Annotated in this window: 17 protein-coding genes; 4 read left to right on the top strand and 13 right to left on the bottom strand. The window is 61.7% G+C overall.

Annotated features, from left to right (window positions below; genetic code table 11):
• The first annotated feature begins 112 nt into the window (after positions 1 to 112).
• Positions 113 to 808, top strand: a complete 696-nt coding sequence (gene phoU / locus RG2_RS16990) for a phosphate signaling complex protein PhoU (RefSeq protein ID WP_033233978.1) — start codon at positions 113 to 115, stop codon at positions 806 to 808.
• Between the two features lie 64 nt (positions 809 to 872).
• Here the strand turns inward: phoU and RG2_RS16985 are convergent, their stop codons facing one another.
• The 4 genes from RG2_RS16985 to RG2_RS16970 form a co-directional block, all read right to left on the bottom strand.
• On the bottom strand, positions 873 to 1,619 hold the full coding sequence (locus RG2_RS16985; RefSeq protein ID WP_033233977.1) for an SDR family oxidoreductase: 747 nt from the start codon (positions 1,617 to 1,619) through the stop codon (positions 873 to 875).
• Between the two features lie 80 nt (positions 1,620 to 1,699).
• Positions 1,700 to 2,701: an adenosine deaminase gene (gene add, locus RG2_RS16980; RefSeq protein ID WP_033233976.1), complete on the bottom strand. Its 1,002-nt coding sequence runs from the start codon at positions 2,699 to 2,701 to the stop codon at positions 1,700 to 1,702.
• Between the two features lie 3 nt (positions 2,702 to 2,704).
• Positions 2,705 to 3,766 (bottom strand): isopenicillin N synthase family dioxygenase, encoded by a 1,062-nt coding sequence (locus RG2_RS16975; RefSeq protein ID WP_033233975.1) that lies wholly within the window; start codon positions 3,764 to 3,766, stop codon positions 2,705 to 2,707.
• A gap of 109 nt (positions 3,767 to 3,875) precedes the next feature.
• Entirely contained in the window at positions 3,876 to 4,460 is a 585-nt protein-coding gene (locus tag RG2_RS16970; RefSeq protein ID WP_033233974.1) for a helix-turn-helix domain-containing protein, read from the bottom strand.
• A gap of 126 nt (positions 4,461 to 4,586) precedes the next feature.
• Between RG2_RS16970 and RG2_RS16965 the strand changes: the two genes are divergently transcribed.
• Genes RG2_RS16965 through RG2_RS16955 form a run of 3 tightly spaced genes read left to right on the top strand, consistent with a single transcriptional unit; the run spans position 4,587 to position 8,390 of the window.
• Positions 4,587 to 6,047, top strand: coding sequence for a purine-cytosine permease family protein (locus RG2_RS16965; RefSeq protein ID WP_230590111.1), 1,461 nt, complete (start codon positions 4,587 to 4,589; stop codon positions 6,045 to 6,047).
• Positions 6,044 to 6,988, top strand: a complete 945-nt coding sequence (locus RG2_RS16960; protein ID WP_033233973.1) for an isopenicillin N synthase family dioxygenase — start codon at positions 6,044 to 6,046, stop codon at positions 6,986 to 6,988. The genes RG2_RS16965 and RG2_RS16960 overlap by 4 nt, the downstream gene beginning before the upstream one ends.
• Positions 6,989 to 7,007: 19 nt before the next feature.
• Complete coding sequence (locus tag RG2_RS16955; protein ID WP_033234339.1) at positions 7,008 to 8,390, top strand: guanine deaminase; 1,383 nt, start codon at positions 7,008 to 7,010, stop codon at positions 8,388 to 8,390.
• Here the strand turns inward: RG2_RS16955 and RG2_RS16950 are convergent.
• From RG2_RS16950 to pstC, 9 genes are all read right to left on the bottom strand, one after another.
• On the bottom strand, positions 8,387 to 9,127 hold the full coding sequence (locus RG2_RS16950) for an urease accessory protein UreD (protein WP_045068830.1): 741 nt from the start codon (positions 9,125 to 9,127) through the stop codon (positions 8,387 to 8,389). The two genes, RG2_RS16955 and RG2_RS16950, sit on opposite strands and share 4 nt — an antisense overlap.
• Positions 9,127 to 9,891: an urease accessory protein UreG gene (gene ureG / locus RG2_RS16945; RefSeq protein ID WP_033233972.1), complete on the bottom strand. Its 765-nt coding sequence runs from the start codon at positions 9,889 to 9,891 to the stop codon at positions 9,127 to 9,129. The genes RG2_RS16950 and ureG overlap by 1 nt, the downstream gene beginning before the upstream one ends.
• Positions 9,884 to 10,561 carry an urease accessory protein UreF gene (locus tag RG2_RS16940; RefSeq protein WP_230590110.1) on the bottom strand — a complete coding sequence of 226 codons (678 nt, stop codon included), beginning with the start codon at positions 10,559 to 10,561 and terminating at the stop codon, positions 9,884 to 9,886. Before RG2_RS16940 ends, ureG begins: the two co-directional genes overlap by 8 nt.
• 18 nt (positions 10,562 to 10,579) lie before the next feature.
• Positions 10,580 to 12,289, bottom strand: coding sequence for an urease subunit alpha (locus tag RG2_RS16935; protein ID WP_033233971.1), 1,710 nt, complete (start codon positions 12,287 to 12,289; stop codon positions 10,580 to 10,582).
• The gene (gene ureB / locus RG2_RS32625; RefSeq protein ID WP_045068827.1) at positions 12,289 to 12,771 is read right to left on the bottom strand and encodes an urease subunit beta; all 483 of its coding nucleotides are present in this window, start codon (positions 12,769 to 12,771) and stop codon (positions 12,289 to 12,291) included. The genes RG2_RS16935 and ureB overlap by 1 nt, the downstream gene beginning before the upstream one ends.
• Positions 12,768 to 13,070, bottom strand: coding sequence for an urease subunit gamma (locus RG2_RS16925; RefSeq protein WP_033233970.1), 303 nt, complete (start codon positions 13,068 to 13,070; stop codon positions 12,768 to 12,770). The genes ureB and RG2_RS16925 overlap by 4 nt, the downstream gene beginning before the upstream one ends.
• A gap of 338 nt (positions 13,071 to 13,408) precedes the next feature.
• Complete coding sequence (gene pstB, locus RG2_RS16920) at positions 13,409 to 14,185, bottom strand: phosphate ABC transporter ATP-binding protein PstB (RefSeq protein WP_033233969.1); 777 nt, start codon at positions 14,183 to 14,185, stop codon at positions 13,409 to 13,411.
• Positions 14,186 to 14,243: 58 nt separating this feature from the next.
• Positions 14,244 to 15,152 carry a phosphate ABC transporter permease PstA gene (pstA, locus tag RG2_RS16915; RefSeq protein ID WP_033233968.1) on the bottom strand — a complete coding sequence of 303 codons (909 nt, stop codon included), beginning with the start codon at positions 15,150 to 15,152 and terminating at the stop codon, positions 14,244 to 14,246.
• 3 nt (positions 15,153 to 15,155) lie between these two features.
• Entirely contained in the window at positions 15,156 to 16,247 is a 1,092-nt protein-coding gene (gene pstC, locus RG2_RS16910; protein WP_033233967.1) for a phosphate ABC transporter permease subunit PstC, read from the bottom strand.
• Positions 16,248 to 16,296 lie beyond the last annotated feature (49 nt).

Here is a 16,296-nt window from a genome sequence, read left to right as displayed (position 1 = left end):
CATTTCGCACGACGCTACGGTGATCATTTCGCACGACGCTGCGGTGATCATTCACCTTGCGTTCACCTGTCGCTTGTGACTTGGTCTTTCACTGCACGTAGGCTCTCACCTCATGCGCGTGGCTTACAACGAACAGATGACCGAGCTTGCAGACTTGCTCGGCGAGATGGCAGGACTGGCAGGCACCGCCATGGAGCGAGCCACCCAGTCACTGCTCCAAGCAGACCTGACCCTGGCCGAGCAGGTGATCGGCGAACACGACCGGATCACCGAACTCAGCACACTTTGCGAGGAGCGTGCCTTCGCGCTGCTCGCCTTGCAGGCTCCCGTTGCCGGCGATCTCCGCTCCGTCGTCAGCGGAATCCAGATCGTCGCCGACATCGACCGCATGGGCGCCCTTGCCCTGCATGTCGCCAAGATTGCGCGTCGTCGCCATCCCAACCACGTCCTCCCCGAGGTCGTCAACGGCTACTTCGCCGAGATGGGCCGCATCGCCGTCAGTATCGGTGCCGCGGCAAAGGAAGTCCTCGAGACCCGTGATCCCGAGCGTGCAGCCCGTCTGCGCGAAGAGGATGAGGCGATGGACGACCTGCACCGTCACCTGTTCACGGTCCTCATGGATCGCGACTGGAAGTACGGGGTTGCGGCCGCCGTCGACATCACCTTGCTCGGCCGCTTCTACGAGCGCTTTGCAGACCACGCTGTCGAGGTCGGACGCCGAGTGATCTTCCTCGTTACCGGCAAGCTGCCCGAAGAGCCCGAATCCACCGAAAAGGTCGACAAACTGACCGCCTACCCGGATCTGTAACCACTCCCCGTCACGAGCAGAAGGCGGCCGCGCATGTGCGTGGCCGCCTTTCTGTTATGTCCCTTCAGTGAGAACCCAGCCATTCGTCCAACGTCGGCCCGGCGCTGATCGAGTCCGCTCCCGGCAGGAGAGCACCGCTGCGCATTGCCTTGCCTGCTCCTGGCATGGATACCGGGATCAGCAACTTCCGCGTGCCTCGACGACGCAGTATTTTCCTCGTCATCTCCGGGATCTCGAGGACTTCCGGACCGGCGAGATCAGCAGTGCGACCCGACGGCCCCTTCTCCGCTGCCTGCACCAACGCCTTCGCAACGGTCTTGGCAGCGACGGGCTTCGATCTCATTCGCGGTACGAGGGCCAACGGGCCGAAACCCATGAGCGACACCGTCTTCTCGCCGAACTCGAACCACTGCGTGGATCGCAGAATCGTGAACGGGATGCCCGACGCGCTGACTGCGCGTTCCTGCGCAGCCTTACCCTGGTAGTACCCGAATGCCTTCAATCGCGGATCGTCACAGTTGACGATCGAGAGCACAACATGGTGCTTTACTCCTGCCGCATTCTCTGCTGCGGCAATGTTCTGCGCCGCGGCCTCGAAGAATGCGACGGCCTTCTTTGCACTGTTGGTGACGTGGTCACTGACATCGACAACCGCGTCGACACCCGCGAGAGCTCCGGCCAGCCCGGCACCAGTGCTGATATCGACGCCGGTCGAGCGGGCCGCGATCACCACGTCGTGGCCTGCCGCCTCGGCTTCCGCGACTACGAGCTTGCCCATCAAACCTGTCCCACCGAGCACTGCTATCCGCATGATGTCTCCTCGACGTTCGCCTCTCCTCATCTTGGACGACAACGGCCTCGAGGTGTGAGAGTGTCGCGGGGAGTCTTGCGTCACGCCGTGTGCATCACGTCCTCGATCTCGCGGCGCAGTGCGGCTTTGTCGGAGGCATCCATCCACGATCCGTCCACAGCCGCCACAGCTGCCTGTATCGCTTGTGCGCGGGTCCACCCGAGCGTCTTCCCGGCAAGCACATACTCGTTTCCGATTCCGGTACCGAACATCGGCGGATCGTCGGAATTGATCGAGACGGGAAGTCCAGCACGCAGCATCGCCGCGATCGGTAGCGAGTGCTGTGGCAATCCTGGATGGAACCAGGCACACGACGACCAGCATCCGGCAAAGTGAGTCCCAGCGTCCCGAACGAATTCCACGGCAACGGGATCCGACATGACCGCGTATCCGTGGTCGATCCTCTCGCACCCGAGTAATTCGATCGAGTCGATCACCTGATCTCTTTGATCGATCTCGCCCGCGTGTGCGGTTCGCCGAAGGCCGGCGTTAGCGGCAACCTGGAAGGCATCCACAAAAAGCTCCGGTGGGCCAAGCGCGTCATTGTGGTCGAGACCGATTCCGAGAACTTCATCGCGCCGGTACTCGATCACGGCCTCGACGAGCTCTCGGGCCATGGACGGCGACTGTTCACGGTTGATCGCCGGAATGACTCGGCCGACCACCCCGAAATCCTCTTCGGCGCAGCGCAATCCATCTATTATCCCCTCGAGCATCTCCGGATAGGGCACATGATGGTTGGTCGGGTTGACAAACAGTTCGCGATATCTCAGATTGCCGGTCCTCACTCCCTCTTCCTGTGCCGCATAGGCAATTTCGGCGAAATCCCGGGCAGTTACCATCGACGCGCAGACTGCGCGATAGACCGTCAGGAACTCCGGCAGGTCGGCAAAGGTGTAAAGAAGTTCGGGATCGTATGTAGGAAGTATGATCCCGTTTTTGCAGGCCAACGCAATTGCGGTGGTTGCCGGCACCGCACCTTCGAGGTGGCAATGCAGTTCGACCTTCGGGATCGAGCGCAGGAAGTCGGCGTCTGCACGCATGTCTCAGCCCACTGCTTGACGAAGCCTGGAGGCGTCCTCGGCCGCATCCTGATTCAACTGCAGCCCACGTGATCCCGCCAACTTCTGCGACAGGTGGTCGGCCACCGTGATCGGCTCGTAGCGCACCGGCGACAACACGTCAGCACATCCGGGGAGTACGGATATCACGGCGTCGAAGTTTCCGTCGTGGAAGTACGCCGCCGACCGCCTCCGGTACATCTGTCCATTCTCGTCGATCGGGGCGAGAACTCGATGCATAGTGGACGTCCATCGATTGTTGGTCCATCGAGCCAGAAGGTCACCGAGATTGATCAACAAAGCTCCGGGCGCAGGAATGACGTCGTGCCATTCACCTTGCTGATCGAGGATCTGCAGACCTCGCACCGCATCCGCCCACAGAATTGTCAGGATCCCGTAGTCGGTGTGGGCACCCATGCCCAGTTGCCCCGGTTCGACGGTCATGTCGCCTCGCGGGAGTTGGTAATTGTTCATCCGGAAGATGTCCATCGAATGCGATTGAGAGTCGGCGAAGTAATCCTCGTCCAACCCGAGCGCAACAGCGAACACTCGCGTCATGGTGACTGCAAGATCGCCGGCAGCTGCGAACCATTCACTCATGCCCCGCCGAATGCGCCCCGTCGCGTCGTCGGGCCAGATATTATCGGGGTAATGCTCCGACGGAAGTTGTACGGCGGGAAAGTCACTCACCTGGGTACCGATGTTGAACGCCTCGAAAAGATCATCTGGTGAACACACTCCCAGGCTGTAGCTGAGCCGCTCCGTTTCGCGCGCGGTGTAACCGCGGTTCACAGATCTGTCGGCGGACGTGCATGCAATTTTTCGAGATTCCGGCAACGCGAAGAAATCGTCCATCGCGTCGATCAATCGCTGCAGCGTGCTGTCAGGAATTCCGTGGCCGACGATCTGCATGAACCCGACGTCGCACGCAGCCCGGTCGACAGCTTCTGCGACCTGTCGCCTCGATTGTGGTGTGCCAGACGGGAATGCCGAGATGTCGATCAGCGGCACCTCGAGCGCTCCGTCAACGGATCGTGCTGTATTCACAGTGGGCTCCTCAGTTCGGAAGAATCAGGGAATCGCACACGCCGGAGTCGGCCTACGAATACCGAGACGATAACTCACACTTATGGGGTCTGCAATCTGGGGCTCGCGATCACTTCACCGGCCGCGAGACCATGAGAACCAATTCGACAGGGTGGTCGTCAGTCAACAGCCACCGATGGCGGACCGCCCCCTGATGGTGGATCAGATCCCGTGCACCGAGTCGCCAAACTCCGACTCCGTCGAGTTCCACGTCGAGAGTTCCCGCAACGAGGTAGAGCGCCATCTCCCCTTCCGATTCAAACCACTCCTCAAGGTATTGACCTGGTTCGATGCGATATTCGATCACCTCGAGCGCTCGATCGGACTGAGACATGACAATCCGGCCGACAGCGGCACCCTCCTGCTCGGCGACGGGCAGATACTGCCCTTCGTCGGCCCGGACAACCGTCACCGGTTCAACTGGCAATGTCGGGAGCAGATCACCGGGAACGACACCTAACGCCGCAGCAAGCCGATACACCGTCGACATCGACGGAGCACTGACTCCACGTTCGACCTGACTCAGAAAAGGTTGGCTCACACCGGTTTCGAGAGCCAGCTCGCGCATGGAGAGGCCGGCCTTGTCCCGAAGAGCACGAATTGTTTTGCCGACCAAGAGATTAAGTCGGCCGTCAGCATGTGGATCCGTTAACACTTTGCTTACACAACCTTCGCATTCGGAAACATAGACACTCTATCTTGATTGCTGTCACTTATAACTTGATCGCTCTTGGCACCACCCAGCCCTCACCACTACCCAGTCGCAGCGAGGAGCTTTCCCTTGAGTATCCACCCATCTGTTGCACCAAGCTCGCCGGATATCGGCGGCGGCGTCGGACCCCCTGACGCAGCACCAGCACGGCCCCTCATTGAACAACATGGCATCGACCACATTCCCGAGTCCGAGCGCCACGGTTCGATCCGAGATCTCGCTTTCACCTGGTCCGGTTGCATCCTCAACGTCACGACGTTGACCTATGGCTCACTGCTAGTCGCGTTCGGGTTGAATCTGTGGCAGGCGATCGCCGCAATTCTGATCGGAAACATCACGTGGCTGATCGCGGGATATCTCAGCTTGCCGGGGCCCGCAACCGGAATGACCGCCTTCATGGGAAGCCGAGCCGCCTTCGGGCGCACGGGAAACAGATTCCCCGCAGTATTCAACTGGATCATGCAAGTCGGCTACGAGACCGTGAATCTCAGTTTGATGGTCCTCGCTGCCACAGTTCTCCTCGACAAGATGGGCATCCACACCAGCACAACTACCAAGATCTCTCTCCTGGTCGGACTCTCGCTCCTGCAGAGTCTCCTCCCGATCTTCGGCTATCACGCCATTACCAAGGCCCTCCGGATGCTAGTCATCCCGTTTGTCATCCTGTTTGCGGTGATGGCAGTGCTCACTGTCGGCGGACTGGATGACGCCGCCCCGATCGAGCCTGGCAGCTGGCAGCTGTTCTTGGCCGGTGTTGCGCTGTCTGCGTCCACGGCCGGCCTCGGCTGGACAGGCAACGCCGCCGACTACTCGCGGTACCTTCCTACTGCGATACCCAAGAAGCGCCTCGTTGTCGGTGTTGCTCTCGGCGGTGGGATCCCACAAATCGCCTTGATGATTCTCGGCGCCGCAGTAGCAACGTTGATCCCGTCTGCAAGTGATCCGATCACCGGGCTCCCCGAAGCGTTTGCATCCTGGTTTCTCGTGCCCTACCTCATTGCCGTGCTGCTGCAGATGCTTGCCGTCAACGCTTTCGATCTATACTCGTCCGGAGTAACCTTGCAGGCCATCGGAATTCGGGTGGAACGCTGGCATGCGATCGCCATCGATGCTGTGATCTCGGCACTTCTTGCATCAGCAATTGTCTTCTCCGACTCCTTCAACACCCTCGTCACGGCCTTCCTCCTCTTCATGATCGTGTGGTTCGCGCCGTGGGCGGCGATCTACAGTGTCGATTTCTTCCTCCGCCGCGGACGCTACGACCTCGACTCGCTGTCCGGCAGCAGCGGCGGACTCTACGTTCGGCCCCACGGCATCCACCGACCTGCCGTGATCGCCCAACTCGCCGGCATGGTTGCAGCTGCGCTGTGCATCGACACGAGCATCTTCACCGGCCCGATCGCCTCGGCACTCGGTCATGCAGATCTCAGCGTCCCCGCCGGCCTTCTCGTCGGCGGAATCATCTACTACGTGCTCGCCCGTCACACAATTGCACTCGAAACCTCCCAACAGACAAGGATTTCAGCATGAGCACTCGACTCCCACTCCTCGACCTCACGCCCTGGTACGACGGCAACTCGGAACAGATCGACGCCCTTCTCGCGGAAGTCGACCGATGCCTGCGCGAATCCGGATTCCTGCTCATCACCGGACACCGCGTTCCACCCGAACTTCGATCAGCAACGCGGGAAGCCGCGCGGGAGTTCTTTCACTCCGGCGACACGGTGAAGGAATCCGTTGCGGCAGCATCATATCGAGGATGGGTTCGCAACGGCGACGAGGCCACTGGACTGGCCTCGGGAGAAGATGTCCATCCGGATGTCAAGGAGAGTTACAACATCGGCCGCCACCCCGCAGGCCCGCACGCCCATCTACCGAACAATCTGTGGCCATCGGATCCCTCGTTTCGCACAGCCATGGAAACCTACTATGCCGAGGTCCTCCGACTGGGCGACGATCTTCTGCAGCTGTTCTCACGAACACTCGGACTTCCCGAGAACTACCTCGGCGACATGGCGACCGAACCGCCGAGTCAACTGACCTTGAACTGGTACCCGGCAATCGATCGAATCGGAACACCGGACCCATCGCGTTTTCGGATCGGACCGCATACCGACTACGGCTGCGTGACGATTCTCGATCGCGAACCGGGACGAGCCGGTCTGCAGATCTGCACGCTCGAAGGCGAGTGGGTGGACGCGCCGGTGTACCCCGACGCCTACACGATCAACATCGGCGACCTTCTTGCCCGCTTGACCGGTGACCGGTGGCGCTCCACCCGACACCGCGTACTGCCGCCGGATCCGTCCTCTCCCAGTGAGGAGCTCATCTCCTTGGCGTTCTTCCACGAGTTCGACGATCACGCCGAGATCCAAACACTTGCCAAACCCTACGGAGGGGGAACCGATTATGAGCTTGTCAACGCCGGAGCGTACGTCCAGGAAAAGCTCGACTCCGTCATCCTCGCCTGACACAGCCCTCCAGGTATCGATACTCCATCGTGGACATCTCATACATATCAGCGGATCGCCGAACATCCGCGACGCGGCGGCGCATCTCATGTCCATCGAGGATGGTGTACTCGCAGTCAATGACGCGGGTGTGATCGTCTATTCCGGCTGCTATCAGGATCTTCCGCTGATTGCAGGTAGTCCGCAGGTCCTCGATCATCGTCCGGCGTTCCTGATCCCGGGCTTCGTCGACACTCATATCCATTTCCCACAGACATTTGCCGTCGACTCGTACGGTGGCGGTGAACTGCTGGAATGGCTCGATAATTGCATCTTTCCCGCCGAAACCCGTCTGCAGGACGAGCAATGTGCACACACTGTGGCAGCAGCCTTCTGCCGCAGACGAATTGCCGTCGGCACAACGACAGCCATGGTCTTCGGGTCCCCGTTTCCCGCGGCGCAGGATGCTCTGTTCGAGGAGTCCGTTCGGACCGGACTCCGGACTGTCAGCGGCAGAGGAATACAGACCGTGGGGCCGCCAAGTGCACGCGGCCTCATCACTACCGAGAAGGCAGCGCTGGAGTTGACCAGCGCCGAGATAGATCGGTGGCATGGCGACCAACTCACTCAGGTTGCCGTCGTCCCCCGGTTCGCGCTCTCGGTCACTCCTCGTACCCTCGCCGCACTCGGTGAATTGTACGAGGAGGTTCGCGGTCGTGGGGTCTACTTCCACAGCCACCTCAGCGAGAACAACCGACCGGGCACCGGCGAAGTCGCCATGACACTGGCCACTTTTGGTGTCGAACAGTATCTCGACACCTACGACGGCCGGTTCCTTCCGGGTTCTGCGGTCGGTGGCAGGAGTCTGTTGGGAAGACGCAGCATCCTCGCGCACGCGGTGCACTGCACCGATCGTGAGTTGGACCGACTTGCAGAAACTTCCACGTCGATTTCGCATTGCCCGACGTCTCAGCAGTTTCTTGGTTCAGGCACCATGCCGTGGCGCCGGACCGTCGAGCATGGCGTCACCATTTCGCTGGGTAGCGATATCGGAGCGGGCGACGAATGGCTGATGTCACGAGTTGCAAACGACTGCTTCAAGGTTCACCAGTCCGAACCCGGCACTGCGAGCGTCTCGATCCATCCTGCCGAACTGTTGTTCACGGCAACACTTGCCGGTGCCCGCGCCCTCGACATGGAGAAACTTATCGGCAATCTCGACGCAGGCAAGGACGCCGATTTCCTGGTGATCGACCCTCGTCGTCATCCACCGCTCGACGAGCGACTACGCCACGGACACAACGCAGACGAACCGGAGACAGCAACGGCCCAGATCCTGTTTGCCCTGATGATGGGGCTTCGGGAATCCGCGATCACTGAGGTTTACGTGAAGGGGCGAAATCTGAACGATCAATTGGGCTAGTTCTCCGTGAACCGACTCGCCACGCGTGCACGCCAATCCGAGCTGATGTGGTCCAAGGCCGCAGACACCTCATGCGCCTGGTCTGCAACAGCCCGGGCCAGCATGCCCGGACCGGCCAGGGGGCTCACATGCCCCTCGGCCGCGTCCGAGGTCTTCATCCCCAGCAACATGGTGGTGCCGATAACCCGATGTCCTCCCAGAACACCGGGACGGGAACGATCGGGAACACTTCGCAAGTCCAGAGTTTCCACCAGAAGCGGCGTCCCGTCGACGGTGATGCGCTGATCCGAACGCAGTGCGCCACCGATCTCACCGGTACGGCCGAACACCACCATCTCGTCGAGCAGGGCAACCGCGTCCGGCTGCAGCGAAATGTCAATTCGCCGAGCGACATCCGCGCCGCCGGCTACCACGAAGGGCGCCGCTCGCCATACCAAAGCGCCGCCGGCACCCACCGTCGCCGAAGCCGTCCACGATGCGTGACCGCCGCGGGCGTTGTACGCCACGGTGCCGGACGGCTCGAGCACCTCGAGGAACGCTCCCGGCGCCACGTCGAACTCGATGCGTAGGTTGTCACCGGCCAACAGTGTCGCGCTGTGTCCTACCAGGGCAACGCGCACGTGCAACCCGTGAGCACTCACCAGGCGTGGCGCCAGGAAATCCCCGGAGATCAACTCTTTGGCAACAGCGGTGCCGCCCACTCGCTCGACGACGACCCGCGTAGCTCCCGCAGTCATCAGTGAGCGTGAGAGTGACTGTGCCCGTGACCGTGTCCGTGGTCGTGGTCGTGGTCTTCTTCATCGGCGTGGAAGTGCGGTGCCATCGGTCCCGGGTCCTGGGGCACATGATTGCCCTCGCGGTGAGCCGCGATGACCTTGCGCAGCCACGCGCTGAGCTGATCGATCGTGGCGTGGTCCTTCTGGCTGAGCGCGAGGACGGGCAGTCCGTCGCGTGCTGCTGTTGCATCGGCAACCATTTGAACGGCATCGACGTCGACATACGGAGCCAGGTCGATCTTGTTGACCACCAACAGATCTGCGCGCTCGATTCCGGGTCCACCCTTACGCGCGACATCGCCGCCGCCGGCAACATCGATGCAGAAGATCTGCGCATCGACGAGTGCGGGACTGAACGTCGCAGTGAGGTTGTCGCCGCCGCTCTCCACGATCACCATGTCGAGGGGATGAAATTCGCGCTCGAGGTCTTCCACCGCAATCAGATTGGGTGTCACGTCGTCACGGATCGCCGTGTGCGGGCACGCCCCGGTCTCGACTGCGACGATGCGCTCGATCGGCAGGACGTTTGCGGCGCGCAACAGTCGCGCGTCCTCATCGGTGTAGATGTCGTTGGTGACAACTGCGATCTCGAACTCCGACGCGAGCTCGCGGCAGATTGTAGCGATCAGGGTGCTTTTGCCAGTGCCGACCGGGCCGGCAACACCGAGCCTCAAACCTCTTGCGGCAGTTGCGTTATCGGTGGTTGTGTTCAGATTGTCAAGCACGGAAAATCCTCCTGGATCGAGCGTGGTGTTCGAGTGACCATTGTTCGACCAACGGTCCTGTTGTTGCAGGTATAGCCGAGGCACTCTCGACCGCGACGGCTGCCGCGGCGACGGTCTCGATGGTCGGGGCTGCCCGCAGCAGCCATTCGACCGGTTCTGCCGGATCTACCGGCAGTAGTTTCAGTGCCGCCGACGCGACGGTTTGCGCGTCGTCGTACAGGCATGATCGCGCCGCCGCCAGATCGTCCATGCCGGAGACGGCGGTGAACACTCCCAATGCCAACGGCCGCATCGGATGTCCCGGTAGCGCCATGAGGAGTTGCACCGCGGGGTGCCCCGGCCACAACCGCGACGCCAACCTGGCCAGCCCACGTCCGAGCTGGATGGACGCCTCACGCAGCGGCGCGCTGGGCGTGCGAGCGAGCAGTTCGTTCGAGATGGCCTCGAGTTCGCCTGCACTACCCTCACTTACGGCCCAGCGCCGCGTAATCACCGTTGCAGCGGCTTCGACCAGTCCGACCGTCTCGAGTCGACCTCGAATGAAATCCGGAACCTGACTTTGGTGCAGGCCGGCCGCCAATGCCGGTTCCAGCCCGGACGAGTGCGCGTGCCCACCGGTAGGCAGACGCCCGTCTGCCAGGAGCATCGACGCTATCTCGGCGGACATCATCTCAACTCGCACCGGGCATCAGAACAGCATGTAGCGCTGAGCCATCGGCACTACATCGACGGGATTGGGTTGGATCAGATCACCGTCGACCTTGATGGCAAAGGTCTCCGGATCGACGTCGATGGACGGAAGTGCCGTGTTGTTCGGCATGTCGGCTTTGGTGAGATGACGCGTCGGGCGGATCGCGGTGAGCGTGCGAGTGAGCCCGAGTCGGCCTGCCAGCCCGTCCTCGATTGCCATCGGCGAGACGAAGGTCGTGGACAGGTGTGGAGCCGAACCCGGTGCGGACGCCATCGCGGGGCGCACGAACACCGGCTGAGGCGTCGGAATCGCGGCATTGGGATCTCCCAGCGGCGCAGCGACTATCGCGCCACCCTTGATGACCGCGGCCGGACGCACCCCGAAGAACGCGGGATCCCACAGGACCAGGTCGGCCATTTTTCCGGCCTCGACCGAGCCGATTTCGTGATCGATACCGTGCGCCACTGCGGGGCAGATCGTGTACTTCGCGACGTATCGACGGGCACGCTCGTTGTCGGCGGGCATCGACGAGCCCAGCTTGCCGTGCTGCGCCTTCATCACGTGCGCTACCTGCCAGGTTCGCAGGGTTACCTCACCGATCCGGCCCATGGCCTGAGCGTCGGACGACGTGATGGAGATTGCGCCGATATCGTGCAGGAAATCCTCTGCCGCAATGGTTGTCGGGCGGATACGAGACTCTGCGAACGCAAGATCCTCCGGCACCCGGGGGTTGAGCGCGTGGCACACGATGAGCATGTCGAGATGCTCGGCAACCGTGTTGACGGTGTGCGGCAACGTCGGATTGGTCGATGCCGGAAGAACATTCGCTTCACCGGCCGTCACGATAATGTCGGGAGCATGCCCACCGCCTGCGCCTTCAGCGTGGAATACGTGAATGCCTCGACCGGCGATAGCATCCAAAGTGTGCTGTACGTAGCCGGTTTCGTTGAGGCTGTCGGCATGGAGTGCCACCTGGAGACCGAATTCGTCGGCAGCGCGCAAGGCTGCGTCGATCGCGGCCGGGGTGGAACCCCAGTCCTCGTGCACCTTGAATCCGCCGGCCCCGGCGAGCGCTTCCTGACGAAGCGCCTCGTGGCTGACGGTGCTGCCCTTGCCCAGGAGCAGCACGTTGAGCGGAATGTGGTCGAGCGCGCGGTGCATCATCGTGAGCGACCAGGCGCCGGGCGTGACCGTGGTGGCCTTGGTGGCCTCGGTCGGTCCGGTGCCACCGCCGGCAATTGTTGTCGTGCCGGTGGCGAGCGCTTCCAGCATCTCGATCTCACTGAGAATATGAACGTGCGTATCGATCGCCCCAGCGGTGAGAATCCTTCCCTCCCCGGCGATCACGTCGGTGCTCGGTCCGATGAGCAGCTTGGGATGCACGCCGTTCATGATGTCGGGGTTACCCGACTTCCCGATCGCCACGATGCGGCCGTCACGAATTCCGACGTCTGCCCGGACAATTCCCCAGTGATCGAGAATCACCGCATTGGTGATGACCACGTCGAGTGCGCCCTGATCCCGGGTGGTTGTGCCCTGCCCCATGGATTCACGGATGCTCTTGCCACCGCCGAACACCATTTCGTCGCCGGTTGCGGTGTAGTCATGTTCGATCTCGATCCAGATGTCGGTATCTGCCAACCGGATCTGGTCGCCCGCTGTGGGGCCGAACAGCGACGCGTATCCACGCCGATCCATCGTGCTCACTACGCGGTCACCTCGTCTGTGTCGTCACTCTGCGCTGCTTCGTCTGTCGCCACTGCGCCATCCGTGGCCGCGATGTCACTGATGCGAACATTCACCGACGACGCCCGAAGCGGTTCCTCCACCTCGACGCCCGGTGTCCCGAACGGCAACACCGGTTTGGGTTCGCGCGCATGGGTGGGCAGTTGGTCGCCGGATCCGATCTGCAGGCCGGGAACTCGCTTGAGTCCACCGAGTTCGATCAGCGTCACCGTGCGAGAGACTCCGGGCTCGAAACGCACCGAGGTCCCGGACGGAATATCGAGCCGAAACCCGTCGGCCGCTTTGCGATCGAATGTCAGCGCCGGGTTGGCCGCCGGAAGGTGCAGATGCGATCCGATCTGGATAGGTCGATCGCCGTCGTTGACGACAACAAGCGTGATCCTGTGAGCATCTGCGCCGAACTCGAGCGGTTCGGAAGACACCCGCACTTCGCCGGGAATCATCGGATGGGCTCCGTCACGGTGACCAGCTTGCGACCATCCGGAAAAGTGGCCTCCACCTGGATATTTGCAATCATCTCGGGTACCCCTTCCATGACGTCGTCGCGCGTGAGCACCTGGCGACCGGCGTTCATCAGTTCCGCAACCGTCATACCGTCACGCGCCCGCTCGAGAATCCAACACGAGATCAGCGCCATCGCTTCGGGGTAATTCAGAAGTACCCCGCGCTCGCGTCGATCGCGAGCGACCATGCCCGCAACGCTCAACAGCAGCTTTTCGGTATCTGAAGGGGTGAGGTGCACTGACTAGCCCTTCCGGTTGTGGAACGAAAAATGATCTGGCACTGTGCTGACGACGCAGATTCGACAGCACACTGTTGGGCGAGATTAGCATTGCCCGAAGCGTCGCCAGTATCTACGAGATTCACACTGTCGGCCACTCCGCCGCCCGATGGACGCACTTGCGCTGCTCATCGAATTATTCGCGCGCCCAACGATGCTCAGCGCTGCGGGCCGAAGTGGGAACTATCACCACCACCAAAAAGTTTCACCCCCGTCTCCTGTTGGAAACGGGGGTGAAACATGGTCGTGCAGTGTTTATCCCGAAGCGGTTTATCCCGAAGCGGTTTATCCGAAGCGGTTTATCCGAAGCGGCCCGAGATGTAGTCCTCAGTGGCCTTCTGCGTCGGGTTGGAGAAGATCTTCTCGGTGTCGTCGATCTCGACGAGCTGCCCCGGCTTGCCGGTTGCCTCTAGGTTGAAGAACGCGGTCTGATCACTCACGCGAGCAGCTTGCTGCATGTTGTGCGTGACGATGACGATGGTGAAGTCCTTCTTGAGTTCGGTGATCAAGTCTTCGATCGCCAAAGTCGAGATGGGGTCGAGAGCCGAGCACGGCTCGTCCATGAGCAGGACGTCGGGCGAGACCGCGATGGCCCGCGCGATGCACAGACGCTGCTGCTGGCCGCCTGAGAGTCCTCCACCGGGCTTATCGAGGCGATCCTTGACCTCGTTCCACAGGTTGGCTCCGCGCAGGGACCGCTCGGCGACCTCGTCGAGGCGCTTCTTGTTGCGCTCACCCTGCAACTTCAACCCGGCGACGACGTTGTCCTTGATGGACATGGTCGGGAACGGGTTGGGTCGCTGGAACACCATGCCGATGGTCTTGCGAACGCCCACCGGATCGACGTTGGAGCCGTAGATGTCCTCACCGTCGAGCAACACGGAACCTTCGACGCGCGCACCGGGAATGACCTCGTGCATGCGATTGAGGGACCGGAGCACGGTCGACTTACCGCAACCGGACGGACCGATGAACGCGGTGACGCTCCGGGGTGGGACGGAGAGGCCGACATCGGCAACGGCGTGGAACTTGCCGTAGTAGATGTTGACGTCCTTGAGATCCAGACGCTTGGCCATTACCGGCTCCCTACTGAGTTGTTAACGCTGTCGAGTACAAACATGTTCTGTGGCCGCGTCACTTGCTGCGGACCTGTGAGAAGTGACCGATCAGCTTGGCGACGATGTTGAGAATCGCGATCAGCAGGATCAAAGTCAGGGCGGCACCCCAGATGCGGTTGGTGCCGGCGTCGGTCGGGTTGTTCATCTCGGCGACCATGAGCGAAGGCAGCGTGCCCATTTCGCCGTTGAACAGGTCGAAGTTGATGAACGGTGCATAGCCGACGAGGATCAGCAGCGGCGCGGTCTCACCGAGTACGCGGGCCAGGGCCAGCATGACGCCGGTGATGATGCCGGGAAGTGCCGTCGGCAGAACGATTTTCGAGATGGTCTTCCACTTGGGAACACCGAGTGCGTACGACGCCTCACGCAGGTCCATGGGGACGATGCGAAGCATTTCCTCCGTGGATCGGATGACGACCGGGACCATCAGCAGCACCAGCGCGAGCGAGACGGCAAATGCCGACTTGGGGAATCCGAACGTCGCGATCCACAGTGCGTAGATGAACAGCGCGGCCACGATGGACGGAACACCGCTGAGGATGTCGACCATGAAGGTCGTGAGCTTGCCGAGCTTGGACTTACGGTCCGCGTACTCCACCAGGTAGATGGCAACAAAGATTCCGAGCGGGATCGAGAAGACCGCGCACACAACGCCTTGCATCAAGGTGCCGACCAGTGCGTGATAGACACCGCCACCGGACGCCGACGCTGTCAGGCCGCTCATCGAGTTCGTGAACCAGGTCGCAGACGTCAACGCGGGCAGGCCCTTTGCGATCACCGTGTAGAGCACCCAGACCAACGGAATGAGGGCAACCAGAACGGCGAGGCTGACCAGGATCGTCGCAGTGACGTCCGTGGCCCGACGCTTTGCTCCGACGCCTTGGAAGGTGGGCGCCTTGACCGGGCGGTCCAGAGTGGTGCTCATGGGTCAGTCCTTCTTTCCGGCGATCACGGCGCGGGCAGCAGCGTTGACCACGAAGGTCAGGACGAACAGCACCAGACCGGCTGCGATGTACGCACCCGCTTGGATGTCGTTGTTGAACTCCGCGTAACCGAGGGCAATCTTGGAGGCGATGGTCGATCCGCCGTCGAACAGAGACCAGCCGAATGCCTGCGAGGTGGTGCGCAGGATCAGGTACAGGGCCATGGTCTCACCGAGTGCGCGGCCGAGACCGAGCATCGATCCGCTGATGTAGCCGGACTTACCGAACGGAATGACGGTGGTGCGCACAACTTCCCAGCGCGTCGCACCGAGCGCGAGTGCAGCTTCGATCTGCGAGCGCGGGGTCTGGATGAACACTTCGCGGGTCACCGCCGTGATGACGGGAAGGATCATGACGGCCAGCACGATGCCGGCGGTGAAGATGGTGCCGCCGCCGGTGATGGAACCGCTACCGTCGGCGAAGAGGGGGAACCAACCGAGAGTGTCGTTGAGCCACACGGCAACCGGAGTGATCGCCGGAGCGAACACGAGCAGGCCCCAGAGTCCGTAGACGATGGACGGGACTGCCGCGAGCAGGTCGATCGTGTAGGACAGCGGACGCGTGAGCCACTTAGGCGAGTACGACGTCAGGAAGATCGCGATACCGAGCGCGATCGGCATCGCCAGCACCAGAGCGAACAGCGACACCAGGACCGTGACCTGGAAGAGGTCGAGAACACCGAACGCCATCGCGTTGATGTCCTGCGTGACCCATTCACGGCTGGTCAGGAAGTTGACCTGGTTGCGGCTCAACGCAGGGACGGCGCGCCAGATCAGGAAGGCACCGATCGCCGCGATGACAACGGTGATGAAGATGGCCGAACCCGAAGCCAGCGAACTGAAGATGCGGTCACCCGGTCGGGTCACGGTCTTGCTGCTACCGCCGGCCGGACCGTCGTCCTTCGGTGGCTGCTCGACTTCTGAAGCCTTGATGGAAGTAATCGTGTCCTCCGTGATGCCGTTCGGACCGCCCACCCCGGCTCCGCTGGTTGCGGAGCCGGAGGAACGAGATGCTGATGTGATGGGCGCGTCGCTCATGTGCGCTCACATTCCTTCACGTTTGAATGTAGATCCATGGGCTTGTCCG

It is taken from the genome of Rhodococcus globerulus NBRC 14531, assembly GCF_001894805.1.
Taxonomy (GTDB): domain Bacteria; phylum Actinomycetota; class Actinomycetes; order Mycobacteriales; family Mycobacteriaceae; genus Rhodococcus_F; species Rhodococcus_F globerula.
Note: the sequence above shows the minus strand (reverse complement) of the source record. Positions and strands in the feature narration are given on the sequence as shown.

Coding starts and splice junctions, on each gene's coding strand:
- phoU (WP_033233978.1), top strand. CDS start 113: ATGCGCGTGGCTTACAACGAACAGATGACCGAGCTTGCAGACTTGCTC.
- RG2_RS16985 (WP_033233977.1), bottom strand. CDS start 1,619: ATGCGGATAGCAGTGCTCGGTGGGACAGGTTTGATGGGCAAGCTCGTA.
- add (WP_033233976.1), bottom strand. CDS start 2,701: ATGCGTGCAGACGCCGACTTCCTGCGCTCGATCCCGAAGGTCGAACTG.
- RG2_RS16960 (WP_033233973.1), top strand. CDS start 6,044: ATGAGCACTCGACTCCCACTCCTCGACCTCACGCCCTGGTACGACGGC.
- RG2_RS16950 (WP_045068830.1), bottom strand. CDS start 9,127: ATGACTGCGGGAGCTACGCGGGTCGTCGTCGAGCGAGTGGGCGGCACC.
- RG2_RS16940 (WP_230590110.1), bottom strand. CDS start 10,561: ATGATGTCCGCCGAGATAGCGTCGATGCTCCTGGCAGACGGGCGTCTG.
- ureB (WP_045068827.1), bottom strand. CDS start 12,771: ATGATTCCCGGCGAAGTGCGGGTGTCTTCCGAACCGCTCGAGTTCGGC.
- pstB (WP_033233969.1), bottom strand. CDS start 14,185: ATGGCCAAGCGTCTGGATCTCAAGGACGTCAACATCTACTACGGCAAG.
- pstA (WP_033233968.1), bottom strand. CDS start 15,152: ATGAGCACCACTCTGGACCGCCCGGTCAAGGCGCCCACCTTCCAAGGC.
- pstC (WP_033233967.1), bottom strand. CDS start 16,247: ATGAGCGACGCGCCCATCACATCAGCATCTCGTTCCTCCGGCTCCGCA.